This window comes from Methylophaga sp. UBA2513 (assembly GCF_002341285.1).
Classification (GTDB): Bacteria; Pseudomonadota; Gammaproteobacteria; order Nitrosococcales; family Methylophagaceae; genus Methylophaga; species Methylophaga marina.
In genome coordinates this window covers 23,946-49,730 of sequence record NZ_DDNT01000007.1, presented here as the reverse complement: position 1 = coordinate 49,730, position 25,785 = coordinate 23,946, and the positions used below count along the sequence as shown (strand labels likewise).

At 45.3% G+C, this 25,785-nt stretch carries 24 protein-coding genes; 13 read left to right on the top strand and 11 right to left on the bottom strand.

Annotated elements, in window-relative coordinates:
- The first annotated feature begins 78 nt into the window (after window positions 1-78).
- The 12 genes from B3V56_RS03180 (at window position 79) to B3V56_RS03125 (ending at window position 12,514) form a co-directional block, all read left to right on the top strand.
- Window positions 79-1,713, top strand: coding sequence for a phosphotransferase (locus B3V56_RS03180; protein WP_289283965.1), 1,635 nt, complete (start codon window positions 79-81; stop codon window positions 1,711-1,713).
- Window positions 1,706-2,608, top strand: a complete 903-nt coding sequence (locus B3V56_RS03175) for a GAK system ATP-grasp enzyme (protein ID WP_289283348.1) — start codon at window positions 1,706-1,708, stop codon at window positions 2,606-2,608. The genes B3V56_RS03180 and B3V56_RS03175 overlap by 8 nt, the downstream gene beginning before the upstream one ends.
- Window positions 2,598-3,692, top strand: coding sequence for an HprK-related kinase B (locus B3V56_RS03170; RefSeq protein WP_289283349.1), 1,095 nt, complete (start codon window positions 2,598-2,600; stop codon window positions 3,690-3,692). The genes B3V56_RS03175 and B3V56_RS03170 overlap by 11 nt, the downstream gene beginning before the upstream one ends.
- Window positions 3,689-4,636 (top strand): histidine phosphatase family protein, encoded by a 948-nt coding sequence (locus tag B3V56_RS03165; protein ID WP_289283350.1) that lies wholly within the window; start codon window positions 3,689-3,691, stop codon window positions 4,634-4,636. The genes B3V56_RS03170 and B3V56_RS03165 overlap by 4 nt, the downstream gene beginning before the upstream one ends.
- 1 nt (window position 4,637) lies before the next feature.
- Complete coding sequence (locus B3V56_RS03160; protein WP_289243666.1) at window positions 4,638-5,342, top strand: histidine phosphatase family protein; 705 nt, start codon at window positions 4,638-4,640, stop codon at window positions 5,340-5,342.
- 2 nt (window positions 5,343-5,344) lie between these two features.
- Window positions 5,345-6,709: a metallophosphoesterase gene (locus B3V56_RS03155; RefSeq protein ID WP_289283351.1), complete on the top strand. Its 1,365-nt coding sequence runs from the start codon at window positions 5,345-5,347 to the stop codon at window positions 6,707-6,709.
- A 14-nt stretch (window positions 6,710-6,723) separates the two neighbouring features.
- Window positions 6,724-6,990, top strand: a complete 267-nt coding sequence (locus B3V56_RS03150; protein WP_289243668.1) for an amphi-Trp domain-containing protein — start codon at window positions 6,724-6,726, stop codon at window positions 6,988-6,990.
- 207 nt (window positions 6,991-7,197) lie between these two features.
- On the top strand, window positions 7,198-7,710 hold the full coding sequence (locus B3V56_RS03145; RefSeq protein ID WP_286305859.1) for a DUF1456 family protein: 513 nt from the start codon (window positions 7,198-7,200) through the stop codon (window positions 7,708-7,710).
- Window positions 7,711-7,713: 3 nt separating this feature from the next.
- A complete protein-coding gene (locus B3V56_RS03140; RefSeq protein WP_289283352.1) occupies window positions 7,714-8,913 on the top strand; it encodes an NAD(P)/FAD-dependent oxidoreductase in 1,200 nt (399 codons plus the stop codon).
- Window positions 8,914-8,957: 44 nt separating this feature from the next.
- Entirely contained in the window at window positions 8,958-10,268 is a 1,311-nt protein-coding gene (locus tag B3V56_RS03135) for a paraquat-inducible protein A (protein ID WP_289283353.1), read from the top strand.
- Window positions 10,265-11,935 carry an intermembrane transport protein PqiB gene (pqiB, locus tag B3V56_RS03130; RefSeq protein WP_289283354.1) on the top strand — a complete coding sequence of 557 codons (1,671 nt, stop codon included), beginning with the start codon at window positions 10,265-10,267 and terminating at the stop codon, window positions 11,933-11,935. Before B3V56_RS03135 ends, pqiB begins: the two co-directional genes overlap by 4 nt.
- 15 nt (window positions 11,936-11,950) lie before the next feature.
- Window positions 11,951-12,514: a PqiC family protein gene (locus B3V56_RS03125; protein ID WP_289283355.1), complete on the top strand. Its 564-nt coding sequence runs from the start codon at window positions 11,951-11,953 to the stop codon at window positions 12,512-12,514.
- A 20-nt stretch (window positions 12,515-12,534) separates the two neighbouring features.
- On the opposite strand, the gene B3V56_RS03120 is transcribed toward B3V56_RS03125, so the two are convergent.
- The gene (locus B3V56_RS03120; protein ID WP_289283356.1) at window positions 12,535-12,882 is read right to left on the bottom strand and encodes a hypothetical protein; all 348 of its coding nucleotides are present in this window, start codon (window positions 12,880-12,882) and stop codon (window positions 12,535-12,537) included.
- Between the two features lie 103 nt (window positions 12,883-12,985).
- A complete protein-coding gene (locus tag B3V56_RS03115; RefSeq protein ID WP_289283357.1) occupies window positions 12,986-13,390 on the bottom strand; it encodes a GFA family protein in 405 nt (134 codons plus the stop codon).
- A gap of 303 nt (window positions 13,391-13,693) precedes the next feature.
- Here B3V56_RS03115 and B3V56_RS03110 point away from each other — a divergent pair, with 303 nt between their 5' ends.
- Window positions 13,694-14,041 carry a hypothetical protein gene (locus tag B3V56_RS03110; RefSeq protein ID WP_289283964.1) on the top strand — a complete coding sequence of 116 codons (348 nt, stop codon included), beginning with the start codon at window positions 13,694-13,696 and terminating at the stop codon, window positions 14,039-14,041.
- Between the two features lie 158 nt (window positions 14,042-14,199).
- On the opposite strand, the gene B3V56_RS03105 is transcribed toward B3V56_RS03110, so the two are convergent.
- The 9 genes from B3V56_RS03105 to B3V56_RS03065 all read right to left on the bottom strand — a co-directional run bounded on the left by B3V56_RS03105 (window position 14,200) and on the right by B3V56_RS03065 (window position 25,784).
- A complete protein-coding gene (locus B3V56_RS03105; protein ID WP_289243680.1) occupies window positions 14,200-15,153 on the bottom strand; it encodes a hypothetical protein in 954 nt (317 codons plus the stop codon).
- Window positions 15,150-16,211, bottom strand: a complete 1,062-nt coding sequence (locus B3V56_RS03100; RefSeq protein ID WP_289283963.1) for a VWA domain-containing protein — start codon at window positions 16,209-16,211, stop codon at window positions 15,150-15,152. The genes B3V56_RS03105 and B3V56_RS03100 overlap by 4 nt, the downstream gene beginning before the upstream one ends.
- A gap of 6 nt (window positions 16,212-16,217) precedes the next feature.
- Complete coding sequence (locus B3V56_RS03095; protein WP_286305845.1) at window positions 16,218-16,994, bottom strand: MotA/TolQ/ExbB proton channel family protein; 777 nt, start codon at window positions 16,992-16,994, stop codon at window positions 16,218-16,220.
- Between the two features lie 3 nt (window positions 16,995-16,997).
- Entirely contained in the window at window positions 16,998-17,138 is a 141-nt protein-coding gene (locus B3V56_RS03090; protein WP_286305844.1) for a hypothetical protein, read from the bottom strand.
- Window position 17,139: 1 nt separating this feature from the next.
- Complete coding sequence (locus B3V56_RS03085; RefSeq protein WP_289282968.1) at window positions 17,140-19,146, bottom strand: PEGA domain-containing protein; 2,007 nt, start codon at window positions 19,144-19,146, stop codon at window positions 17,140-17,142.
- Window positions 19,133-20,578 carry a hypothetical protein gene (locus B3V56_RS03080; RefSeq protein WP_289282967.1) on the bottom strand — a complete coding sequence of 482 codons (1,446 nt, stop codon included), beginning with the start codon at window positions 20,576-20,578 and terminating at the stop codon, window positions 19,133-19,135. The genes B3V56_RS03085 and B3V56_RS03080 overlap by 14 nt, the downstream gene beginning before the upstream one ends.
- An 8-nt stretch (window positions 20,579-20,586) precedes the next feature.
- Entirely contained in the window at window positions 20,587-21,822 is a 1,236-nt protein-coding gene (locus B3V56_RS03075) for a hypothetical protein (RefSeq protein ID WP_289282966.1), read from the bottom strand.
- Window positions 21,812-22,447, bottom strand: coding sequence for a hypothetical protein (locus B3V56_RS03070; protein ID WP_289282965.1), 636 nt, complete (start codon window positions 22,445-22,447; stop codon window positions 21,812-21,814). The genes B3V56_RS03075 and B3V56_RS03070 overlap by 11 nt, the downstream gene beginning before the upstream one ends.
- Window positions 22,448-22,643: 196 nt before the next feature.
- Entirely contained in the window at window positions 22,644-25,784 is a 3,141-nt protein-coding gene (locus B3V56_RS03065) for an efflux RND transporter permease subunit (protein ID WP_289283962.1), read from the bottom strand.
- Between the last annotated feature and the right edge of the window lies 1 nt (window position 25,785).

Sequence of the window (25,785 nt, the reverse complement as noted above, 5' to 3'; positions counted from 1 at the left end):
CATAGTGTAACAATAGTTTCACACACTGTTCAGAGTTGTTTTGCTAGACTGCAGTGACTTTAAGATCCCCATAACTACATGAAAAAAATACCAACAGAGATAAAAGAAAATTTGCAGTTTCTCTGTGTCGAGATTGATGCCCAGCTAGCCACACTGTCGAGTTATTACAGAAATCCTTCTGCGTCTTTGGCACGCAAAGTCCGTGATCGTGCCGGGTATGCCTATAATTTAAAAACACGTATTCATACGGCAACGGTTAACCGTATCGCCGCTGGTGTTGAGCATGATTCGGATAAATTCTGTCTGCGCTGTATTGAGTTCATTGCCACAGATATTGAGCGCATTGCTGAAATATGTCGTCATTGTATTACCCAATCAGAACAGATTGACGATGCACAAGCACTGATGAGTAAAGCCTTTATCGCTATCGTAAAAAAGGTCAGACAAGCCATTAAACTTATCCTACCTGCGGTGATTGAGAGGAAATCAAGCATTGCGCTGGATATTGAGCAAATCAATCAAGGACTTCGCAGTAGTCATCAGCGATTAATCAAACGCTATGTGTCTGCTTTAAAAAAGCAGACGCAGACCAAACAGTTAACGCAGGCCTTATTTGTCGCTTATGAAATGAAACAATTTGATGATGCTTTATTGCGTATAAGCGAAACCATTGTGTCAGCTAATGTGGGGCAGCCGATCAATTTTGAACGGTATTATTCATTTCAATCTTTGATCAGTGATGTGGAGAAAGGTGATAGTGATGTCACTATTACCCCTATCGCTGAAACTCGCTCTGGCACGGCTATTTCAGGTCTGTCTAATGGCGCTGAGAAAATGGGGTTTATGGCGGTCTATAAGGACGGTCAGAAGCAAAAGCTAAAAGAAGAAAAGCAGGGGCTGAACAGCTGGGATAGTATCTATCCAGGCTTAGCGCCTAAAATTTTGTCCTACCAAAAGCGTGGCGAATCAGCGGCGTTATTAATCGAACACCTTCCTGGATATACCCTTGAAAAAGTGATTGTGAATGAGTCAGAAAAACTGCAAAAACAGGCGCTTAAAGCACTAAAGAAGACCTTAGAGTCGTTATGGACAGAGACCTTACGTAAAAAAGTCAGTCCAGCTTTATTCATGCAGCAAATGGATAGTCGCTTAGCTGATGTGTATAAAATTCACCCAGAATTTGATGCCGCGAACAGTCAGATTGGCGATTACGATTGTCCATCAATGAAGTCACTCATTAAGCAAGCACGTCAGTTGGAGAAGCAATATCCACCGCCTTTCTCAGTGTATATTCATGGCGATTTTAATGTGGATAATATTATTTTTGACCCCATTGAAAACCGCATTAATTTCATCGATTTACATCGTTCTAAATACACTGATTATGTGCAGGATGTCACCATTTTCATGGTATCAAATTATCGCCTGCAGATTTTAGACTCAGAGCGAAGAAAACAAATCATGAAAATGGCTATCGAAATGTATCGGTTTGCCCGTCGATTTGCTAAACAACACCAAGACCATACCTTTGAAATCAGGCTGGCATTAGGTCTGGCCAGAGCGTTTGCCAGCTCCACCCGCTTTATTTTGGATAAAGCACTCGCTAAGCGAATGTTTTATCGAGCCCGTTACCTAATAGAGCTGGTGTTGACGACCCACCCAAAACAGATTCATCGTTTTTCTGTACCTGTGAAGGAGATATTTGTTGAGTAACGATCTAAAAATAGGCGTGATAGGCATTCCTGGTAAGTGGTCCACTGAAACCTTGGCGGATGCAGTTCAGGCTAAAACGGGCTATCGTTTAGTGATCGATATGTCAGAAGTGACCCTCGATTTAACACGAATGCAGCTGATGTATCGTGGTACTAATTTGTGTGAACTAGATGGTCTTATCGTTAAAAAAATATCAGCGGAATATTCACCCAGCACCTTAGATCGACTGGAAATGTTACGGGTAGCTGAGCAGCAAGGAGTAAGAGTGTTCAGTCGGGTAGAATCGATGTTACGTCTGATTGATCGCCTTAGCTGCACGATAACACTCAAAAATGCTGGCATACCGATGCCAAATACCTGCATTACAGAGGATGTTGAGCAAGCCATAAATACCGTCAAAGAGTATGGTGAGGCTGTTTTTAAACCCTTATTTTCTACTAAAGCCCGCGGCATGACTTTAATCAATGCCAAGCAGGCTGATTCTCAGATTCGTCAGCAAGTCAGCGATTTTAAACAGGTCAATCCGGTGATGTATATTCAACAAAAATTGAACCTGTCAGGACAAGACCTGGGCCTCGTTTTTTTAGCAGGAAACTATCTGGGGACCTATGCCCGGGTATCACAGAGTGATGCATGGAATACCACGATTCACAGTGGCGGTCGTTATGCTGCTTTTGAACCGTCATCAGAGATTATTGAAATGGCGACCCAAGCCCAGTCATTATTCAACATGGATTTTACTACTGTGGATGTGGCGATCACCGATAACGGTCCAATTGTATTTGAGGTGTCAGCATTTGGTGGGTTCAGGGGCGCAAAAGAAGGCTGTGATGTTGATGCTGCTGCCTTATATGTCGAACATGTACTAGAGACGATAGATAGCCATGACGAATGAGATACCATATGAGATTGAGTCTTTATTAAAGAACTATCCGCCGTTACCAGACGCACTGGAAATCGACCTTGGTTTTTGCAGCTGCCGGATACATTCTAATTCTATTGAGCTATTGGCACGGTTATCAGCTTATTTTTCATCAATAGTCAGCAATGTATCGACACCAACCTATCAAGTCACAGCGATTGAGTGTGATACGCCTGACTTTTCTAATGCCTTTATCGACTGGAAGCGTGAACCTGGTAAAACAGGCAAAAAAGACAGCTATATCAATTTAGATAAAGCCAGGCTTATCCGTAAAGTCAGAACTGGTATGGTGTTTTACCAAAGCACGGATACGGCGATTGCGATGGGGCCCTGTTTAGAAAATGCCAATCAAGTCATTAACTTTATTAATAACCAGTTTATGACTTGGTTACAGCAAAAAGAGGCCTTAATTTGTCATGCTGCCGCTGTCGTGAGAGAGGGCGAGGCCTTTGCGGTCGCAGGCTTTTCTGGTGGTGGTAAATCCACTTTGATGCTGGAGATGCTTGAACAAGAAGGCACGACTTTTTTAAGCAATGATCGTCTGTTTATCAAACAAACATCTGTAGGAGTTGATGCTTATGGTATTCCCAAATTACCACGCATTAACCCAGGGACGATTGTGAATAATAAGCGCTTACACCCATTGTTAACTGAGGAATTGAGACAGACTTTTCTGAGTTTACCTAAGGATGAACTATGGGAATTAGAGCAAAAATTTGATGTGGATATTGATGCTTTATACGGTGAAGGTCGTCTTCAGTTTGAAGCGCCATTAAAAGCCTTGTTGATTCTGAATTGGTCTCGTCATGATCAAAGTGATGTCAGCTTACATCGAGTGAATTTACGTCAACGTCGCGATTTATTACAAGCCATTTTGAAGTCACCCGGTCCTTTTTATCAAACAGTAAAGGGCGAGTTCATTTCTGACGATTATCAAGCGGATGAAGACGCCTACTTAGCCATTTTAGATAATATTGCTGTGTATGAGGCAACGGGCGGTGTCAATTTTCAGCAGCTTTCCGCTTTGTATCTGGCTGCAGGTCAAGAAAAGCAATGAGTGATGTACTACTCCTAAGACATGCGAAATCAGATTGGTCTGTCGACGTCGATGACTTTGATAGGCCTTTAAATAATCGCGGAAAACGCGCTGCTCAGCGTATGGGGGAGTGGTTAAATACGCATCAATTCATTCCTGAACAAGTCTGGGTGTCAGCGGCAAAACGCACAATGGAAACGGCAGAAAAAACCCTCAAAGCAGCAGGGTTGCCCATTAGTCTTATCAAACCCATTCCAGAACTCTATGAAGCCAGCCCTGCTACCGTGCTGGATATGATTGCTAAAGCACAAAAAAATGTGGGTTTAACTCTCATTATTGGTCATAACCCTGGGATGGAAATAGCCTTAGTGGAGCTGGTAGCAGACCAATTACCGGATTTTGGTGATGATAAAGTCTTACCAACAGCGACGTTGGCACATCTACATTTTGATGATAATAAAGTCTCGCTAAACGCGTTCATCCGACCTAAGAATTTACCTGAGAAATTCCCCGTCAGACGTGATGGACAAGTGCAGTATTGTGACCGTCCAGCCTATTATTACCAACAGTCTGGGGTGCTGGCTTATCGTTGGCATAATGAGCAGCTGCAGGTACTTTTAATCACAAAGCAGGATAGAGAAAAGTGGGGAATACCTAAAGGCATTATTGAGCCGGGACTGTCTGCGACTGAGTCTGCCTTAAAAGAAGCTATGGAAGAAGCCGGCGTAATAGGCAATATTCATGAAGATGCATTGGGCTGCTTTCAGCACAACAAGTGGGGAGGAATCTGTGAGGTCAAGGTGTATCCAATGCGGGTAACGGAACTTGCTGATGATACTCAGTGGGAGTCTGAAAAACGGCGCCGCCAATGGTTCGTGGTGGACTCGGCAGCAAGAGTCATAAACAAGCCCGATCTTGTCGATATGATCCGGGCGTTGACTGTATGCATTCAAAAGCAGGCATAGTATGTCTCGTTTAATTCTCGGTTTTATACGGCACGGTGATTATGAGCAATTAGCTGACACACCGAGTGCGCACCAGCCCTTCGCATTAACGGAACAGGGTAAAACCGACGCGTGTATTGAGGCACAGAAATTATGCCGTCTTATTCTGCAAGAAGGCTGGCAATTGGTGCCGCAGATTGATTGCTCAAATATGTTGCGATCATGGCAAACCGCCGATATTTTCCGCCTGATTTTAGAGACGGCACTCGATTCCTCACTGTGCAGTCAAGCGTATGATGCATTAGCTGAGCGAAGCGTTGGTTCTGTAGCTAATCTCACGGTGAAACAGATTGAGGAGATAGTTAATACTGACCCTCGATATCCTCGATTACCAGAAGGTTGGAAGTCTGATAGTCACTTTTGTTTACCTTTTCAAGGTGCCGAGTCATTGATGACAGCTGGCTCTCGGGTAGCTAAGCATATTGAAACGCAGATGCGGGATATACCCAGAAAAGCCGAATCTCAGCTGAAATTATGTGTAGGGCATGGCGCTTCATTTAGACATGCTGCTTATCATTTAGGGGTCATCAATGCTGAAGAGATTGCTCAACTCAGCATGTACCACTCTCGGCCTATTTTTCTTGAACTATTCGAGGATGGCACTTGGCAGCACGTGGGTGGTGAATGGAAAAAACGTTCATCTGTTGCCGCTACCACCATGGACTAACTATGAAAATGATGTCACAACAGCAGCATCTCAAGCATAGCCAACGGTTTATTGAAACCCTGGTGAGTAAGCACAAAACTCACCAATCTGTTTGGCAACACTTACCTACTACTACCGAATGCTGGAATGTTTCGGAAGCGCATTCAGGTCAAAAGGCTCATCAGGATGAAGCGTCTTTTGCCAAAGCAATGAAGGCAGCTCAGCAATACAGCAAGTGGACATGGCCAAAGCGTCCGATCTTTTTCATTGCCGACCCTCATGCCGACGCGGAAGCATTTGTCCGTTCCTTAGTGGCGACTGGGGGTATCAAAATCACTAATCAGGCCCTGCTGGAATTTACATTGACGCGCTTAGGGCGGGAGGCCACTTTTATTATTGGCGGTGACTGTCTTGATAAAGGGCCCAGTAATTTAGCGTTACTGGATGCGCTTAAGCGACTCTTTGATACTGGCGCGCGGGTAAAGCTGCTGGCCGGCAACCATGATATGCGACTGTATATGGGCATCTACGCGATGAGCTTGCCTCGTCATCCCAGCACAGAGCACTTCTTTGTGCGGATGGGGGAAAAGGTTATCCCGTTATTGAGTGAAGTGCATCAGCGTTATTTGAAAGGCAAAAAATTACACAAGTCGATTCCTGATGAAGCCAGTTGTAAAGAAGCCTTATTTCCACGACCCGACTGGTTTGAGCAATTTCCTCAACACGCCAAGACATTGATGACCCACGCAGGCATTAAACGTGAGCTGCGTAAGATGCAGCGAAAATATGATCACTTTGAAGTGGCTTGTAAAAAGGCTGGATTTAGTATGCAGGATGTCTATGCCACGGCAATGAAATGTCGCCAGTTATTTCTGCATCCCAAAGGTGACTATGCCTGGTTTTTTAAACGTATGCAGCTCAGTTATCGTCGTGGTTCTTTTCTGTTTCTGCATGCTGGCTTAGATGATGAAATCAGTAAGGTGATTGAGCAAGAAGGCGTGGCAAAACTGAATAAACAGTTTCGTCAGCAAATGAAAAATGATCTGTTTCAGTTTTACTACGGCAGCTTAGCTAATACGATGCGAACCAAATACCGCGACAGTGATTTACCCCTCAGTGGAAAAGGCGTGAAGCAGATTAACCGTAAGGGTATTCATGCCCTGGTTCAGGGCCATATCAATCGTAAACATGGACAACGTTTAGTCTTGAAGCACGGGTTGCTTCACGTGGAAAGTGATGTGACGCTTGATCGTCACTCAAGGCATAAAGAAGGCCTGAAAGGCGTGGGGGCTGGCGTGACAATTATTCACCCTGATCAACAGCTTATCGGTTTGAGCGTAGACTATCCATTTGCCAAGGTCTTTCATCCACATTTTTATAAAATCTAATCATGGAGTAAGTGATGATCGAGCAAAAAAAACGTTTCCGACACGAGTCCTTACAGGACAAGAAAAGTATTCAAGGGATGTTGGATGCTGTTGCCAAAGGCATTGCGAAAGGTGAACTCAGCTTCAGCGATGATGAAGGAAAAATGGTAATGCAGCCGAAAGATCTGCTGAACTTAAAATTAACCGCCAGTGAAAATGATGAACACAAACGTATCGATATACGTATTAGTTGGTATGCCGATGATGAGCCAGTCAAACGAGGTAAGCTGACCGTTAAGTAACTCCTATGAGGGGAGCAGCGATATTGAACGGTGACTCACTGCAGTGTGTGTTGCCTTTGTAAGTGATAACACAAACATCGATCTCACCGATTTTGTCTCAGCCTGTTAAAGTATTCACTATTAACCCTGCTGTCTATCGATGCATTCGTTGGTTGATGATGCTGATAATGCGATAGACCAAACCGGCTTCTGCTTTAGGAAATCTGTGTGACTAACAATGATGTATTGAGACGAATTCGTTATATCTTAGATTTGAACGATTCCATGATGATAAACGTATTTGCGCAAGCAGATATCGATGTAAGCCGTGAACAGGTCAGTCAATGGTTGAAGCGTGACGATGATCCTGACTATGAGTCGCTGAATGACAAACAGATGGCGACCTTCCTCAACGGCCTGATTAATCACTTACGCGGCAAAAAAGAAGGTGAACAACCCAAGCCGGAAAAGTCGCTTAACAATAATATTATCCTCAGAAAACTCAAAATAGCCTTTAATTTACAAAGCGATGAGATTCTAGCTGTGTTGCAACTGGAAGGTTTCAGCCTGAGTAAACATGAGTTAAGTGCGTTTTTCAGAAAACCGGAGCACAAACATTATCGGGCTTGTAAAGATCAGGTGTTACGAAATTTCCTGCAAGGTCTGCAGTTGAAATATCACCCAAAGAAAAATGATCTGGAAGGTTTCAGCTGGCCGTCACTGGATGATAAAGAGAAGTAAGTTTTGACGAGTTCTCAAGTGTTTGACTGCATTGTGATTGGTGCCGGTGCAGCTGGTCTGATGTGTGCTGCTACTGCCGGCCAGCGTGGGCGCCAGGTACTGGTGCTGGACCATGCCAATAAAGTCGGTAAGAAAATATTAATGTCAGGTGGTGGCCGCTGTAACTTCACCAACCTCTATATGGAACCTGATAATTATCTGTCGGCAAATCCCCATTTTTGTAAGTCAGCATTAAGTCGCTACACCCAATATGATTTTCTGGAGTTAGTCTCTCGCTACAATCTGGCTTATCACGACAAAGGCGCAGGTGAATTATTCTGTGATGACAAAGCCCGAGATATTTTGAATATTCTGCTGGCTGAATGTGAAAAAGGCGGGGTCAAAATTCAGACGGATACCGCTATCACGGCCATCGAAAAAACGGAGCAAGGTCAGTTTGTGATTGATACCGAGCAAGGTCAGTATCAATGTCATTCTCTGGTCATCGCTACCGGTGGTTTATCCATCCCGAAAATGGGGGCCACAGGCTTTGGTTATAAGCTTGCCAGACAGTTTGGTTTACAAGTGAGAGATACTGAACCTGCTTTAGTGCCATTTACCTTAAGTGATGCCTGGCTGACTGTCGCACAGGAGTTAGCAGGTGTAGCGATGGATATTCGTGTCAGCTGTCGTCAGCAAAGTTTTAATGAAGCCTTGTTATTTACACACCGAGGGCTCAGTGGACCAGCCATTTTGCAAATCTCTAACTACTGGTATAGCTCCGATGAAATCACCATCGACTTTTTACCTAGCCATAGCGTGACTGAGTTGATTGAACAGTGGGTGACGAGCGGAGAGAAAGCGACAATCAAAACCTTGTTGAGCCAGTATCTGCCGAAACGTTTTGTGTTGACCTGGTTAGGTCTGATGGCCGCTGATTTAGGTGATAAACTGGCTAAACAATTAGTGAAGAAAGACATAGAACAACTGACACAGTTTTTTCACCACTGGACCATTAAACCATCAGGAACAGAAGGTTACCGGACTGCAGAAGTCACCCGAGGGGGTGTTGACACTGATGGTATTTCTTCAAAAACGTTTGAAGCCAAAACCACAGCAAATTTATATTTTATTGGTGAAGTGCTGGATGTGACGGGCTGGTTGGGTGGCTTTAATTTTCAGTGGGCATGGTCAAGTGGTTGGTGTGCAGGGCAATATGTGTAAACAACTTCAATTAACGCAGTCATTTAAAGCGATGTTATTACGCCATGAAACAAGCGGTTTCTTTTCAGAAGCTTGATAAAAATATCAATGGACAACGCCGCCTGCGAGCGTGTCATGAATGCGACTGGGTGTCTGCTTTACCGCGGCTTCGTCCCGGCGAGGTCGCACACTGTCCCCGTTGTCACCATGTTTTAGCCAGACGCCACTATCGTCCGGCCCAGCGTAGCTTGGCTATTGCTATCAGTGCCTTTATCGCCTTATTCATCGCTGTCAGTTTCCCTTTTGTTAGTTTTTCAATTAAAGGCATTGGCCACAGTATTGAAATCGAACAAACTGCGTCAATGTTACTGAGTTTTGAACAACCTATTGTGGCGATTGTGGTGGCATTGACTATTATTATCTTGCCCGCCATGTATCTTGTTTCAGTGATTTGGTTACAGCTGGTCTTGTTGTTTTCAGAACCTAAAATCAAACATCGTCAAATTGCCCGGACGCTCAAACATCTCGACAGTTGGATGATGGCAGATGTCTTTATCATTGGTGCCCTGGTTAGTCTGTTTAAAATTGCAGGCATGGCCGATATTGAGCTTGGCATTGCCTTTTGGGCTTATGCGGTGTTTGCCTTCTTATTGTTAATGACCACGCGTTCTATCGATGCTGACTGGATGTGGTTCGCAATTGCGGGCGAACCACGTGCGCCGGCGCATACGAATACGGGACAAGGAGCCGCGGAACAAGGGCTGACCGGTTGTCCCACCTGTGGTTTGATTCATGCACTGGATAAAGGCAGTGATAATCACTGTGTTCGTTGTGGCGAGCCTCTTCATGCACGCGCACCGAAAAGTCTGCAACGCACCCTGGCCTTACTGATAACTGCCACCATTTTCTATATACCAGCAAACGTTTATCCGATAATGACCACCACCAATTTTGGTCAGGAAAAGAACAGTACCATTATGGCTGGTGTGATTGACTTGATTGAACACGGTTCGTGGCCGATTGCGCTGGTCATTTTTATTGCCAGTATTCTGGTACCTATCGCTAAATTAATCGTGTTGTCCTGGCTGTGTTTAACCGTCAATAATGCACATCAATTGAGCCAGTTAGCACGTTTAAAATTGTATCGGATAACGGAGTTTATCGGTCGCTGGTCCATGGTGGATGTCTTTGTGGTGGCGATTTTGGTGGCTTTAATACATGCTGGCGATTTAATTTCAGTCACACCGGGACCGGCTGCACTCGCTTTTGCCAGTGTGGTGGTGTTGACGATGTTGGCGGCCATCACTTTTGATTCACGTCTGATATGGGATAAGCCACAGATGGAGTTACGACCTGCACAGGACAACAGCGTATGACGGATGATGTATCGAATACCAACACCACGGAAGAGTTAGATAATGCCCGTGCGACGAAAGCGTCTAGTTGGTCGCCAATCTGGATTCTTCCCATCGTGGCGGTCCTCATTGGTGCCTGGTTGGTCGTGGATGATTATCTGAGTACAGGGCCACTGATTAATCTCACCATGAACGATGCCGAAGGTATCGCTGCCAATAAAACACTCATCAAAACACGTAATGTGGAAATCGGCCATGTTGAGTCGGTCACTCTGTCTGAAGATTTACAGTATGCAGTAGTCAAAGCCCGCATTAACCCTGATGCTGCTTCGACTTTGGTAGAAGACACACGTTTCTGGGTAGTAAAACCACGTATTGGCCGGGAAGGTATCAGTGGTTTGAATACCGTATTATCCGGTGCGTATATTCAACTTGAACCAGGCCAGTCGCAACAGGAACAGCGAGAATTTGAGGTGCTTGATCAACCGCCGGTGTCATTGAGCGGTAATGGTATTCATATCAAACTCGACAGTCCTCTGGGCATCTCCTTAAAACCAGGCGATCCGGTCAGTTATGAAGGACAGATTGTAGGCCGTGTTGAAAAGTCAGAGTTCAAACCCGGTAATCAGCATATGCATCATGAGTTATTTATCGAAGCACCTTATGATGTACTGGTGACCAAGAGCACACGGTTCTGGTCTTCGTCTGGTGTGAATATCAGTCTTGACTCCAAAGGCTTTAATATCAATCTGGCCTCACTGGAAACACTGTTAAGCAGTGGTGTCAGTTTTGGTGTGTTGCAGGAAGTGGAAAATGACGAGCCTGCAGCGTCGGGAGATGAGTTTGCCTTGTATTCCAATCAGACCGAAGCACAGCAGGCCAGCTATGATCGATATATTGAATATGTGTTGATGGTGAAAGATACCGTGCGAGGCCTGGCAGAAGGCGCACCTGTTGAATTCAGAGGATTACGTATTGGTACCGTAGAAAGTGTCCCGTGGGAATATAACTCACGAATGCGTAATGGCAAGGATGGATTTGCGATTCCCGTATTGATTCGCCTGGAGCCGCAGCGGCTCGGTGACTTCCATGATGGTCTGCTCGAAGAGTGGAAACAACGCGTAGATAGGCTTATAGAGCGAGGTTTAGTGGCTACCTTAAAACCTGGCAATTTACTCACCGGCGCAATGTTTGTGGATATCAATATTGATAGAACGCCGGGTATGCCTGAGATTAAAGTGGCCATGTTTAAAGATCGACAAGTGATTCCTACCAAGTCATCGCAGCTGGCACAGATGGAGATGAAAATATCCAACCTGCTCGATAAATTAAATGGACTAGAAGTACAGCCTGTATTGGACGGAGTGAATGCTAACTTGAAAACATCACAAGCCTTGTTGCAGGAAGTACAGACTTTAGCCAGCAGCATCGATCAGTTTGTGAATAATCCCCAGACGCAAACGATACCGGATAATGTCAATCAGACGCTCGCTGAGCTCAGAGAAACGTTAAAAGGCCTCTCGCCAGAAGCACCGGCGTATCAGAATTTATCTCAGAGTATAAAAAGCCTGGAAGGTCTGATTAAGGACATACAACCCTTGGTGCGTACTTTAAATGAACAACCCAACGCACTGATTTTCAATCGTACTGAGCAGGCGGATCCACAACCTCCTGCTGCTCAACCGTAGATGCAGGAGAGTGTTGTGAAACGATTTTTTATTGGACTGTTTTTTATTTTGTTGACTGCCTGTGCGGGCCAGCCAGTAACACAGTCAACTTTCTATACCTTACCTGTCATCGATACGCCTACAGATAACATCCGTTCGGATAAAACCGTTTTTATCCGACCAATCATTCTGGCTGATTTTCTCAGTAAAAATGGTGTGGTACTGCAACTGGATGACATCACGGTTCATTCTGCCCAATATCATCAATGGGCTGAGTCACTGGCTGCACAGTTGAGTCGTGGTTTACGTGATCGACTACAAGCGGCGCAGTCAGATTATCGAATCGTTAATTTGCCGTCGTTTGCTAAGCAAAGCAGCTATCAGCTTCAAGTAGAGTTTGATCAGTTTCAGGGCCGTTTTGATGGTCAAGCCGTCACCAGTGGACAATGGCAATTGCTTAATAAACAAGGTGAAACGGTCACCACTCAACGTTTCAGCCTGACGCAAGCTTTACCAGCAGAAGGTTATCCTGTTTTGGTTCGTGCTTTAGCAAAAAATCTGGATAAGCTGGCCGCTGATATAGCGAAACAATTACGATAAGTAAATAAGAGGAAGAGGCTTTAATCCTTATTCACTTCACGTTTATCGATGAACATTAAAATGATCTGCCGATCCGTATAAATATCGTTTGAACCATGCTGACGAATGCCATCATAAAATGCTTTGAATTTTGGATCACGTTGTTTAAATCCTTCGATATCCTGATTGAGTACCTGCGCCTGAAATGCGGTTGGCGCGGTATCAAAATGACGTGATGCACAAAATACCGCTGTGGATTGCCCTGCCTGTTCCGCTACTACTTCATTGGCTGGATTAAAGAGACATTGTTGATAGTTCTGCTCTTCCGCATTCACCATTGTTGAAAATAACAGGCCTGCAACAGCAAGAGAAAATATGTGGGGTTTCATCATCACCTCATAGAGTCGGATTGATTAGAGATAATGACTCGTGCACAACTTAATTTGCTCCACCAGGATGTGAGGCTCATGTTTCAATCCAAGCTAGAGATGATTAACTCGGTCCCTGTCCGAATTGAGGTAATGAATCTGAGGTCTGGTCCCATTCTGCTTTACTGTTCATAAAAATATGGGCGTCAGCTTGAATAGTTAAGCTGCTGTCTAAACAGCCGGCAGGCACTACTAATAAACGGCCATTCATCTGTGTATGAGGTAAAGCCGAGCCACAGTGCTGACAAAAACTTTTGGTATGACGGGTGCCTGGTAAGGTGTAAGTTCGGATGTTTTCTTCTCCAGACAACCAGATAAGTTTGGCGGATTGAGAAAATAGATTGGACGCATGTGCCGAGCCCGTATCTTTTCGGCAATGACTGCAATGGCAGAGATAAAAGTGTTCGAAGTCACCTTTAATTTCAAAGCTGACTTTGCCACATAAACATGAGCCATGATGTTCCGTCATATTTTTTCCTTGTTTTTCTGGCATTACTAATTTTAACTGAACGTCGATATTTCTCAGCATAACATCAGAGTGAATTCAGTAGATTGGGTAGAGTCCTGCGAAACCCAACGATTGGATAAACATTAGGCAATAAGTTTGTTCAAGGAACGCTTGTCTGGGGTCATGTTTAAATTCAATCTACTGGATAATTATCTACTTCACATGTTGCCGCTGGGGCGTTCATTTAATTGGATTTCGTTCTTCATCTTAAGTTCTAGTTTTTGGAATTCCTAGTTTCGCCTTAATGGCGAGTCAGGGAAATGCTTGCCCATTTCCCTAACAACCCTAGGGCACCCCACAGTGCTGGCCTGCGGCTCCACTGCGTTGCTCACTTTGTCTGGCGTCTGGTTAAAACTCGCTAACGCTCAAACACTAACCAGCCGTTACCCAGACAAACCTCCGCTACTCGTCAGCACAAACGGGGATATGAAAAGTCTCTCTTTTTCTCCCGTCTATTGCCGCCAAGAATTAGGCTTGGTTGATGGAAGAAGTGGTCGAGTGTTTGAGCGTAGCGAGTTTTCGACCACGCCATCAGCCAAGTTTAATTTTTGGATCAAAGGCAATTTCTGGTGCCCTTTTGTTTGGTTCGTTTATTTTGGGCAAACAAAATAAATGAACGCCCCAGCGGCAGCGTTTGAAGTGAAAAGTAGTATATTTTTGGAGGGCTAATTCCAACCCACCTACAGAGCTGATCTCATAAAAAATGTCATATCGTTGGGTTTCATTCTTCAAACCAGCCTACAAAGCGTTGATTGCTTTAATTCAATTCATCAACGAGGCAGGGCAATAAACGTCCCATCATTTTCTTTGGTCATTTCACGCATAAGTACACTGAAACGATCTGTGGTGCCGGGTGAGATAAAACCAATAGCGTGGATTTTGGCGAGCCGTCTGCCGGATGGCAGCTTTTTATTTTGCTGGGTAATGGCATCAATGACCGGGTCGTAACTGGAACCAGTGTAATCATCACCAAACACATAAATCGAGGTGGTAATATTGGCTTTGGCATATTTTCTTAAAGCAGTGTTTAAGCCTTCTACGGGGCTGGAATTGGAGACCGCATTCCATCTTTTAAATAAGTCGATAACGCTTTTGCGTCTGTTGGGTGTGTCTGGCATCCATTGACCATCGTAGCCGGAAATCATGGATTGCCCCATATCATTGAGGATTTGAAAGCCTTTCACTTGTGGATGAATATTCAATACATTCACAATTTCCTGAGACACTCTACCCCAGATGTTTTTCATACTGCCTGAGGTATCAACGATAAACACCACATAATCGCTATCAACAGGAATACCGCCCACATCTTCATCACGGGTTTTATTGGGTTTTTGTGGTGTGCTTAACGAAGCTTGTTTTAAACGCTCTTCTACCAGACCCAATCCGGCGATGCTCTCAGCGGTGGCTGCCTGCTTTTTATTTAAGGCATTTAATTGCTGCTGCAAGGCTTTTGATGCGGCGGCGGCCGATTGTTTTTGTTCTGATAAGGAGGAAAGCGCGTCGAGTTTTTGGTTCATTTCCTGCTGAATCTGACTGACCGAATTTTGTAAGGTCACCAGCTGCGAGAGCATGGCACTGACATCTTCTGTGCCAGCAGTAGGAGCCACATCGACATCGGTTTTGGAGATCAGAATCAACATCACTACTGCACCAAAGCCACAGGAAATAATGTCCAGAAACGACAGGCTGAAAATGTCTATGCCTTTATCGCGACGTTTCATGGCCAGTTACTCGCCGGGCTGATTAATAAACCATCCGAGCTGGACGCCCAGGCCCAGTATTCATACGCCGCTTTAGGATCCCCTTCCAGTGGCAGCAAGATCACATTCTTCTTCGCTTGGGTCAGACCACTTTCGTTGATGGTTTGTCGGAACAGCCGTTTTCTACATTCACCCGAAATGGTTTTGGCATTACTGGTTAAGGAGCTACAGCCAGAAAACGGATTCAGGCTTTTATAGTTTGAATTGCCCTTGGTGGGTAAACCATCGGTAATCACATAAATATCGGTAGGGGATAGCTTATTGACGGTGACTAGGCCTTGCTGCAGATTGGTGGCACCGGTTGGCACCACTTGATTCAAACTGCTCATAATACTGGATACGCTAGTGCTACTGGCTGACATCCAGCCTGTGCCCCCCAATTGATTGGCTTGCTCACTAAATGCAACAACAGCAATCTGGCTGTTCTTCGGTGCTCGTGCTAAAAGCCAAGCGACCACGCGCTTGGTGCGTTGCCATTTGGCGGCTGAGATTTTTGTCTGGTCAGAACTGCTTTTGGTTCTGATGATGTCGAGCAATTTTTCATTGGTCATAGAAGCGCTGACATCTACCAATACAGCGATCTTTCGGCCTTCCATTTTCAGACCGAGCAGATAATTCTCTTCATTCACCTGCTGTGTTTCGACCAGATCTTCTTTTTTGGGGACTTTTATCTCCGTAATACTTTTCTTAAGCTGGTTGAGATTGGATTCGGCGGTCTGCACTTCACTGTTTTTGTTGTCGAGAGCAGCGCGTTGCTGTTGCAGACTCTGGCTTAACGCGGATAAATCAATGTTTTCTTTTTTCAGCTGGGCGCTGAGTTCATCCAGCCCTTTTTGAGCTTCATCGCGAGCTTGTTCCAGGCTGCTGATATCTTTTTTCAGGTTCTCTGTTTCAGAAGGTGAGGACTCGATATTTTGTTTCACCAGCATAAAAACCAGAATCACTGCACCCAGCCCGCACGACATAATATCCAGAAAGGCGAGGTTGAGTCCTTCAGCTTGTCGGTTTTTACGCGCCAATGAAAATCACCGAATGCGACGAAGTAAGTACTTATCACAATAGTCCTGCGTATCGACGATCTGACTGTCTTGCAGGCGTTGCAGTTGGTGGAATAAAAACATTAAAAAGATGCTGATCAACAAGGCCACCAGTGTTGAGTTAAAAGCGATGCCCAAGCTGTCTGTCATACCCGAAATATCACCTGCCAACGCCTGATCAGCTTGTGATAAAGCCTGCCCAATCCCTCGAACAGTACCGATAAACCCAATCGATGGAATCGCCCAGATCAGATAACGGATCATGGTGTTTTCAGAGTCCTGTTTAACAGCCAAGGCTTCCAGGTTACTTTCAATGGCATCCGACAGGTTCTGCACATTATTGGTAGAGCTATAGCGCCATAGAGAAGAGCGTAATGTTCGCACCAATGGTGATTGCATGCAGTCGGCGGGAATTTCAGTGTCCAAGCGATCAATAATCGCATTCACATCCAGATTATGTTTTGCATCAGTATCTGCTTGTGAATCGGCGTCTTTAATCAGATCCACACTAAATAAATACTTGGTTTTGAGAATATTACGATAAGCACTGAGAATCAGATAACAGCCCCATAGCATCAGAATAAAACAGATTTCCTGCTCGTAGTCTTTGATGATAACGGCTATATCGCGGGGTGCGGTTTGTCCCTGACTCACAGCAAACTCAATCAGCTGTGCTGCTTCAGGTCGAACATAACCAATGTAAAACAAATGCACGACAACGATAGAAATCAGCAATGCCGCGAAACTTTTCAGCATATCTTTCATGGTTTAAATATCCACAGGAAAGGAAACAGGGGAGTTCAGGCTAATAATGGGTTTGCCGGCATAGACATTTTTCACCATGGTGATTGCCAGGACAAAGACCACAACGGATAACGCTATCAGCAGCCATTTTTTAAGTTGTGCCATATTATTGACCTCCGTAAACAAAGCGACCCAGTCGGAAACCGATATCATCTCTGGGCTGGCTTGCGCCATCGCGGTATGACGCTCTTAATTCTGTGAGTGTGCCTGAGCGCCAATTAGCACCTTTAACGACATGCTCATCAACGAGTGTAGTATCCAGTGTTTGTGAATAAGTACGCCCTTGTTTGGGTACAGTAAGTGAGTAGCTGTCATGTGTCCATTCACTGACGTTACCGCCCATATCAAACAGGCCTGATAACTCTCGTTTCATCGACTTTACTGGCGCCACACCTGCATAACCATCGTTATAGCGCGGTACATAATGCGTCACCGATCCTTTTGCAGACTCATCAGCAATATTGGCGGCTTTAGGTGGTATCGTTTTGTCATAGCCCCAAACGAAGACTGTTTGAGCAGACCGGCCTGCTTTTCGGGCTAACCATTCCCACTCAGCCTCGGTCAACAAACGATAACCATCGGCTTGATCGTTAATGTGAGTAACGGAATTGCCGTTGATTTTATACACTGGCGTTAAATCTTCTGCCTGACTTAACCAGTTGGCATAACGTACTGCCTCTAGCCAGCCGACAGAGGTGGCGGGCAAGTTGGGGCCACCGCTATGGCTTTTATCAAACTGTGCATACGATTGATTGCTGACTTCGTGCACACCCGCATAAAACGGTCGGTTAATTGTGACTTTACGGATAAACTCATTGGCTCGTTGCCCGGCTTCACTGCGCTCTGCACCCATGATGATGGTGTCATTGGCTGTGAATAACTGCATTTCATCACCGGCATAGGTTTTATAGCTTCTCGGCGCTTCTTGCAGACGAGCTTGTTTCTCAGTTAGTAAATTCACCGAGACACTGCTGGTGGATTTTGCTGTAGGCGTGATGGTGCGAGTCTCAGAGCGATAGCCTGCCAAATCGAAACGAATCGTCTGTGGCAAGGCATCCAGCGTTAAGTTTAAGGGTGTTTGTCCGATGGCTTTGCCATTAATCGTGACTGACGCTTGAGGCGTCGACTCAATCACGACTTTGCCCATTTCTTTTTTCAGCTCGAAATTAAGGTCAGTGCTTTCACCTTGCTTAAGATTGACGCGTTGTGACTGTGAAAAATAGCCGGATTTTTTATACTTCAATACGGCGTCCTGATTGGCCTCGATTTTGATGACATCAGCAACAGGCGTATCAATACCATTCACTGTTAAGGTGCCACCCACAGGCGATACGCTGAGGTTCACTCGGGCGCGTTCTGCTTGCAGTCGATACTGTCTGCTGACCTGTTTAGCTGTTTGTGTGATATCGATAGCATCCGAGATGGTCTCAAAACCTGCTTTGTGGATTTGCAATGAATATCGTCCGCCGAGCAGTGATGTCGACATAGGCGTTTGTCCGACTTCTTCTCCATCTATGCTCACTGCTGCCCCCGCTGGCTGAGTGCTTAGCGATAACTCACCCGAGATGGGCGTCATACTCAAGGTCTTTTCAACGACATCACCCGGTTTCAGTGCGTAATTTTCACTAATAGGCTCAAAGTAAGGGTGACTGGCTGTGATGCTGTAATCACCTCGTTCCAATGATGTCTCAAGGGTATTGCTGATGGCGGTGAGCTTCTTGTCGATGTACCAACTGGTTTTATTATCTTCGAGAGAGGTTTTCAAAACGACTTGGGCTGGCAGCGGCTCAAGCGTGATTTGTGTCACTTTGCCAAAGCTGGATTCTGAAATACGCTGTTTGGCCGTTTGATAACCTGGCGCTGAGGCTTCTACTTCCGCTGAATCTGACAGGCTGTATAAATGATGATCAATTATCAGGGCAAGGCCACGACTGACATTAATCTGGGCATCCTGGTTGATAGTTTCAGGCAGCACCTGAATTGGTGTAGCTCGGGAAGCGATTAACGCTGCAGCAACAAAACAGGCGACCACAATAAAACCCAAACCCAGCCACAACAGCATTCGGCGTTGTTGGCGTTTTGCAGCCTCAATTGCCTGTTTAAATTCGCTCATCTGCAATCACGGTGACCTGGACATCGCTACGGTTAAGCGGAATGGTCACTTCAATCAACTTGGAGCGATACCCTTCACGCTTGCCTTCAAAGGAGTAGATGCCGGGTTTGAGCTGAATCGTTTTGCCGGTAGTTTCACCGACTTTACCCACACCCCTCACAGAGACAAAGGTTTTTCCATCGGAAATGACATTCACATTCACCGGAGTATTCACGGCATTGATGGTGGACTTCAACTGTTGAGCTGCTTTTGCCAGAGACGGGCTTTGAGCACTAAAAGATTCTGCTTGGATGACATTGATATCAGCCGTGGCTTTGACTGCGGGATTGTTAAGACGATAAGGATTTTGTAATAAGCCCTCAATATTTTGGTCGATTTCCACAATCCGTTTGGCCTGATTTAAACGATCAATCAGGTCTTTATTGGCTGGGCGTTCTTTTAAGGCGGCACTTAATTCCTGTTTAGTGACTTCCCAGTTATCGGCATTTTGTGCCTTATCAGCAGCGGCAACATGTTCTTCAAAGCGAAGCTGTGATTCCAGTGTTGCCAGTGCTGCGCTGACTTCTTTATTTTCAGGACGATTGGGATAAATTTGTTGTGCTTGTTTCAGGGCTTGTCTGGCGCTTCCAGCTTGCCGTTGCTCAATCGCTTTATAGGCTTGAGATATGGCCTGGTTATACCGTGACTCGGCCAGTTGCGTACGCAGAACATTAGCCCGCTGTTTCATCTCTTCCCGATCCGGCTCGATTTTCAGTAAATCCTCAATCAGAGATAGCTCTTTACTTGGATTATTTTCATTTCTGGCAACACGAGTCGCTTCATTCAGCTCTACAATCTGTGGGATCTTTTCTATTTTCTGTTCTAGCGCCTTGGCATCTGTTGAATCAGCTTTGTGAATAAGTGCATCATCTATCGCCAGACGGGCTGGTTGATAATCATAATTGTCATACGCCGCTTGTGCTTTCTGCATGGCTTGTTCAAAAGCAGCCTCACTGTCAGTCAGTGTCTTCTCGGCGGTTTGCGTTAGCGTATCGATCGCTTGCTTGGCTTTGGCATATTGACCAGCACCGAAGGTATCCACAGCAGTTTGTTCCTGGCTTTTTAAGGTCTCGGCCAGCGTCTTATCCCAGCTGTCGATATCAATTTTCTCCAGTTGCGGTTTTAAGGTATTTTCATAGTGAGAAAAGGCATCCAGATAGGCTTGGCGTAATGCGGCGATATCTTCTTCGTTTTTAGGTTCTTCGATTTTTTGTGGTGTGGCTTGTGTGTCTGGTGTTGGCTCTTCAGCAGAAGGGTTGCTGTTAAATCGAACGTTATTGAGGCTGAATAGCACGAGTCCCGTCACAACAATGAGCGAAAGAACAATAATGATGCCAATGAGCAGGCGCTGTTGTTTCGCCTGCTTGGCTCTGCGTATTTCTTCGTTGATCATGACGAATATTAAAGCGCTTTATCGGGTGTCGATTCAAGCTCATACATGCGAGCCATGAAGGCGCGCCATTGTTGGAACTGCTGCTCCATATTACCGGTCAGTTTGGTGCTTTGGTTTTCAAACTCAATCACCTGAGGCGACATTTCCAAATCCAGCGATTGGCCCAGTTCGTTTATAGCATCTTGATGAAACTTGGCCTCTCCCCGAGAGGTAATACCACTAGTAATTAATACTGCACCGCCAACACCGCCAGCGATGGTGACCATATCTCGGCCTAAATTATTGTCATAACGACTGCCATTAGAACCCACCGCGACAGCAGCAGCGATCAATAATGCACCACCCACAATTTTCATCAGGCTTTTATTCTGTGCTTCCTGCTGCAGTTTTAGTTCTGTCGCGCTGGCTTTTTGCCAAGTCAGATAACTGTCATTCATTTTTTGTGAAAAAGCGGCATAGTTAGGTTGTAGATTATCCACAAATAACTGTTCTTTAACGCGAATCGCTTTCACACGTTCATAGAGTGGGTCGGACTCGCTAGGTAAACCCGTTAATTTGATAGGGGTGGAGCTGGTGTCGAGATAGTCATCAAAGGCTTTATCGTTAAAGCTGGCGCCAAAGCGTAAGTCGGCAATATGTTTTACCGTGCTTAAATCTGATGGTTTTTGTTTTAGTAAGGCTTTAACAATATCGTTTGCTGCTTGATTAAACGCGGGATCATACGGGTCTTTATCGGTATTTCTGGGGTTTTTATAAAAACCATCGCCCACTTCGTAATCGATATTGTCGTCCAGCCACTCTTTGCCGCTGGCATCAACCACTTGCATATCAAATTCTACTTCCAGACCGTTTGACTCAACAATACTGCCTAATACATATAAATCACCAGAAGCGGTTTTATCTGGCGTGACCCTGACAGCGCCGAACTTGCCAGTATCATCTAAGGCTTTTTTGAGTTTATAGGCAAAACGGTTGGCTTCTGCTCGACGCAGTTCCGGCCATACACCTTCTTCTTCATAATTGGCTGCCTTGCCAGAAAGGCCCGGCGAGAAAACAGGAATCACCACATCCATTTTCGGGCCGGTGTAGGCTGTTTTTGACATATCTTCACTAAAACTGGAAGACGAACGTGGTCCAACATCCACACCTGAGCCGGATGTAGTGGCACACCCCGTGAGCACATGCAGCATCACCAGCAGGTAGACAAGAAACTTGGATGGCTTTCTAAAACGATCAATGTTCAACGTTCATACCCTTATATTTTCTGTATTCATCCCAGAGTTTTTTGCGTATCTCTGGATCGGTTTCAGCTTCAGCGGCGACACGAATTTGTGCTGCGATCGCATCATCATTATCCGCGGGCGGAATATCTTCCGGAATCTTACCATTCTTAGCGATATTACCTGAGGCGGAGATGTCACCTGAACCTGATTCTGTAGATTCTTGTGAATTTGCTGCGGTGGCAGCCGTTGTATCGGTTGAGGGGGCTTGTTCTGTGCCCTGCATAGTGTCACTGGCAACAGACTCCATGCCACTGGCACCGCCTGTTGCGTTACCGTTTCCTGAATCGCCACCACCGTCAGTACCTGAACCAGAGTCAGATCCATTGCCATTATTGGTTGATGATGAATTAGCAGAGATGGCCATATTGCATAATTCAAAGCGATGCAGAGAATCACTCAGCGCTTGCTCCATGCGCGCCAGCTTTTCAGCCCGGGTCAGCGAGGGATCATCCAGATAATCGACACTGACATTCTCACAATCCGGACCATTATTGACGGATTCATCTGCTTGACTTAAGCCGGTATAAGCCAGCGCACCGGATATCAGTGTGAGCAATAGAGTAAGTGAGCTAGACTTTTTTCTCATCGTTGAAAAAGGCTCCCGAGATATTCACTGATTAATGATAGCTATCTTAAAACGATAAGACAGCAAAAAGCACCGATCTTTCCTTAGTTTGCGGTATAGCTAACAACAAAGTGACATAAAACATACTTCGACTGACTTCTGCACGGCTATTTTTAGTCAATAAGATGAATCTCAACATATCTGTTCAGAACAGGCCCTATGCATTTTTCTCATCCTGATTTGAAGTCTGATGCTCTTTCACAACTTCCTTTTTAAAAAGACGATAGACCCAAATAAAGAGGAACGGTGCAAAGAAAACGACAAAGAGTGTCGTCGTAAATATGCCACCAAGCACGCTGACAGAAATAGCGTTTTGTGCGCCTGACCCTGGCCCGGATGCGAATGCTAATGGCAGTACACCGAGAATAAAAGTGAGCGAGGTCATTAAAATAGGTCTAAAACGCTGCTGTGCTGCTGAATAAGCGGCATCAAAAGCCGTTTGGCCTTCTTCGAAATTATTTTTTGCAAACTCAACAATCAAAATCGCATTTTTAGCAGCAAGGCCTATCGTAATTAACAGACCAACCTGAAAATACACATCATTCGCTTGTCCTGTGAGCCAGGTTGCGACGACAGCTCCAAAAATGCCCAGTGGTACGGTTAGCATAATAGCGACGGGAATAGCCCAGCTTTCATAAAGTGCTGCGAGGATGAAAAACACGGCTAATGCCGACACGATATAAAGAAAAAGGGTATTCGTTCCCGCCTGTTTTTCTTCATAAGACAAACCTGTCCAGGCCACATCCAGTCCTTCAGGCAGTTTTTCTGCCAGTTTTAATACTTCCTGTAATGCGTCGCCTGAACTCACACCGGGTGTTGTCGAGCCTTGTATTTCTCTTGAAGCAGCACCATTAAAACGTGTCAATTTGGGCGAACCATAAGTCCATTCACCCGAGGCAATTTCTACCAATTGCACCATATCGCCATTATTATTGCGAACGAACCAGTCATCGATATCTTCGGGCAGCATACGGAAGGGGATATCAGCTTGAACATAAACGCGTTTTATACGTCCATTTTCTAAAAAATCATTAACGTAAGTGCCGCCTAATGCAGAGCTTAGTGTCTGGTTGACCGTGTTTAATGGAACACCGAGTGCACGTGTTTTAATGTGATCGATCTTGAGATCGTATTGCGGACTGTCATTTAAGCCATTAAAACGGACCTGGGTTAAAAGCGGACTCTGATTGGCGAGCGCTAAAAACTGATTGGTGGCATCGACGAGCTGTTGATGATCAAGGCCGGTACGGTTAACAAGCTGAAACTCAAAGCCACCGGAATTACCCAACGCACTAATGGCCGGGGGGACGATAGGAAAGATCATAGCGTCACGAACTTGTGACAAAGTCTGTGCTGCCCGGTCCTTAATGTTGAATACATTATTTTCTTCACCGCGTTCATCCCAGTTCTTCATTTTGACAAAGGCGAGCCCGACATTTTGCCCCTGACCTGAAAAGCTAAAACCGGCAGCAGTAAAAAGGCCGTCAACCGCATCACCCGCATCATCCAGATAGAAATCTTCTATTTTCTTCACCTTTTCGACGGTTTGCACCAGTGAAGAGCTGGGTGGTCCGGTCAATAAAGTAAATATACGGCCCTGATCTTCATCCGGGAGAAACGATGAGGGAATACGCATGAGCGTGATGGCGGTGATCACGATGAGGATAAGAAACACAGCCGGTAAGACAACTTTATTTTCAAGCAGACCGTCCAGCAGTGTTTTATGGCCATGGCGAAGATTCGTAAAGCCACGATTAAATAAACCAAAGAATCCTTTCTCTTTTTGGCTTTTTCTTGATTTCAAAATCTCGCCACAAAGAGAGGGGGATAAGGTTAAGGCGATAAACAGTGATATCGCCATGGCGACAGAAATCGTGATGGAAAATTGACGATAAATCACCCCGACCGAGCCCTCAAAAAAACTCATCGGTAAAAATACTGCCCAGATAACCACCGTGGTGCCAACAAGCGCGCCAGAAATTTCCTTCATTGCGGCACGAGTGGCTTCTTTAGGATCGCGATCCGGATCTTGCTCTAATTTTGTCTCCACATTTTCGGTGACGACTATCGCATCATCCACCAACATGCCGATGGCAAGCACAAGAGCAAACAGGGTGAGTACATTGATTGAATAACCGAGCGTCAATATCACCCCAAATGTGCCAAGCAACACAATAGGAATAGCAATTGCCGGAATAAATGTTGCTCGGATATTTTGTAAGAAAATGAAAATGACCAGAATGACCAAACCGATGGCCATGAAGAGGGTCATCACCACATTAAAAATAGACGACTTAATAAATGTTGATACATCGATGGGATACACCACTTCAAGGCCAGGCGGAATGATGCTCTCGAAGTCTTTAACGCGCTCTTTGACATTCTCAATGGTCGTCAGCACATTGGCTCCGGAAGCCAGTTCAATGGCGATACCCGATGCCGGTTGTCGATTCCAACGACCAATAATATTGTAGTCTTCAGCCCCTATTTCGACCCGAGCGACATCTCCCAAAGTGACCTGCGAGCCATCTTCAAGCACTGTTAATAAAATGGACTCAAACTCGGCTGGTGTAGAAAGCAGAGACTGCACGGTAATGGTGGCATTAATCTGCTGTTCTTTTGCCTGTGGCGTGCCGCCTATCTCACCTGTCGCCAGTTGCACATTTTGTTCTTGAATAGCATTAATCACATCTGATGCCGTGATATTAAAATTATTCATACTCCGCGGGTCGAGCCAGATCCGCATGGCATGTTCGGCACCAAAGGTTTGAATTTTTCCGACACCATCAACACGACTTAGCGGTTCTTCAATATTGGATACCAAAAAGTCAGAGATATAATTCCGGTCCATTGAACCGTCTTTGGCGTAAAACCCAATAATCAACGCGTTACTATTGCCTGCTTTTTCAACAGGCACGCCCAACTGCTGAACAATCGTTGGCAAGGAAGATAAGGACTGTGAGACTTTATTTTGAGTTTGTACCTGAGCGATATCGGTGTCGGTGCCAGGCTCAAAAGTCAGTGTAATGGTGGCTCGGCCAGAGGAAGAGCTTTGCGACTGAATATAACGAAGGTTATCGATACCTGTCAGGTTTTGCTCAATCACCTGTGTTACTGTGTTTTCAAGTGTTTCAGCCGATGCACCAGGATAGGTAGCGGAGATGGACACTTTCGGCGGTACGATGCTGGGATATTGTTCAACTGGCAACTCAAAGAGCGAGAACAAACCAAAGCCGATGATGAAAAAGGCAATCACCCAAGTGAAGATAGGGCGGTCTATAAAAAAGCGTGAGAGCATG

Coding starts and splice junctions, on each gene's coding strand:
- B3V56_RS03180 (WP_289283965.1), top strand. CDS start 79: ATGAAAAAAATACCAACAGAGATAAAAGAAAATTTGCAGTTTCTCTGT.
- B3V56_RS03170 (WP_289283349.1), top strand. CDS start 2,598: ATGACGAATGAGATACCATATGAGATTGAGTCTTTATTAAAGAACTAT.
- B3V56_RS03165 (WP_289283350.1), top strand. CDS start 3,689: ATGAGTGATGTACTACTCCTAAGACATGCGAAATCAGATTGGTCTGTC.
- B3V56_RS03160 (WP_289243666.1), top strand. CDS start 4,638: ATGTCTCGTTTAATTCTCGGTTTTATACGGCACGGTGATTATGAGCAA.
- B3V56_RS03155 (WP_289283351.1), top strand. CDS start 5,345: ATGAAAATGATGTCACAACAGCAGCATCTCAAGCATAGCCAACGGTTT.
- B3V56_RS03150 (WP_289243668.1), top strand. CDS start 6,724: ATGATCGAGCAAAAAAAACGTTTCCGACACGAGTCCTTACAGGACAAG.
- B3V56_RS03135 (WP_289283353.1), top strand. CDS start 8,958: ATGAAACAAGCGGTTTCTTTTCAGAAGCTTGATAAAAATATCAATGGA.
- pqiB (WP_289283354.1), top strand. CDS start 10,265: ATGACGGATGATGTATCGAATACCAACACCACGGAAGAGTTAGATAAT.
- B3V56_RS03120 (WP_289283356.1), bottom strand. CDS start 12,882: ATGAAACCCCACATATTTTCTCTTGCTGTTGCAGGCCTGTTATTTTCA.
- B3V56_RS03115 (WP_289283357.1), bottom strand. CDS start 13,390: ATGACGGAACATCATGGCTCATGTTTATGTGGCAAAGTCAGCTTTGAA.
- B3V56_RS03105 (WP_289243680.1), bottom strand. CDS start 15,153: ATGAAACGTCGCGATAAAGGCATAGACATTTTCAGCCTGTCGTTTCTG.
- B3V56_RS03095 (WP_286305845.1), bottom strand. CDS start 16,994: ATGAAAGATATGCTGAAAAGTTTCGCGGCATTGCTGATTTCTATCGTT.
- B3V56_RS03090 (WP_286305844.1), bottom strand. CDS start 17,138: ATGGCACAACTTAAAAAATGGCTGCTGATAGCGTTATCCGTTGTGGTC.
- B3V56_RS03085 (WP_289282968.1), bottom strand. CDS start 19,146: ATGAGCGAATTTAAACAGGCAATTGAGGCTGCAAAACGCCAACAACGC.
- B3V56_RS03080 (WP_289282967.1), bottom strand. CDS start 20,578: ATGATCAACGAAGAAATACGCAGAGCCAAGCAGGCGAAACAACAGCGC.
- B3V56_RS03070 (WP_289282965.1), bottom strand. CDS start 22,447: ATGAGAAAAAAGTCTAGCTCACTTACTCTATTGCTCACACTGATATCC.
- B3V56_RS03065 (WP_289283962.1), bottom strand. CDS start 25,784: ATGCTCTCACGCTTTTTTATAGACCGCCCTATCTTCACTTGGGTGATT.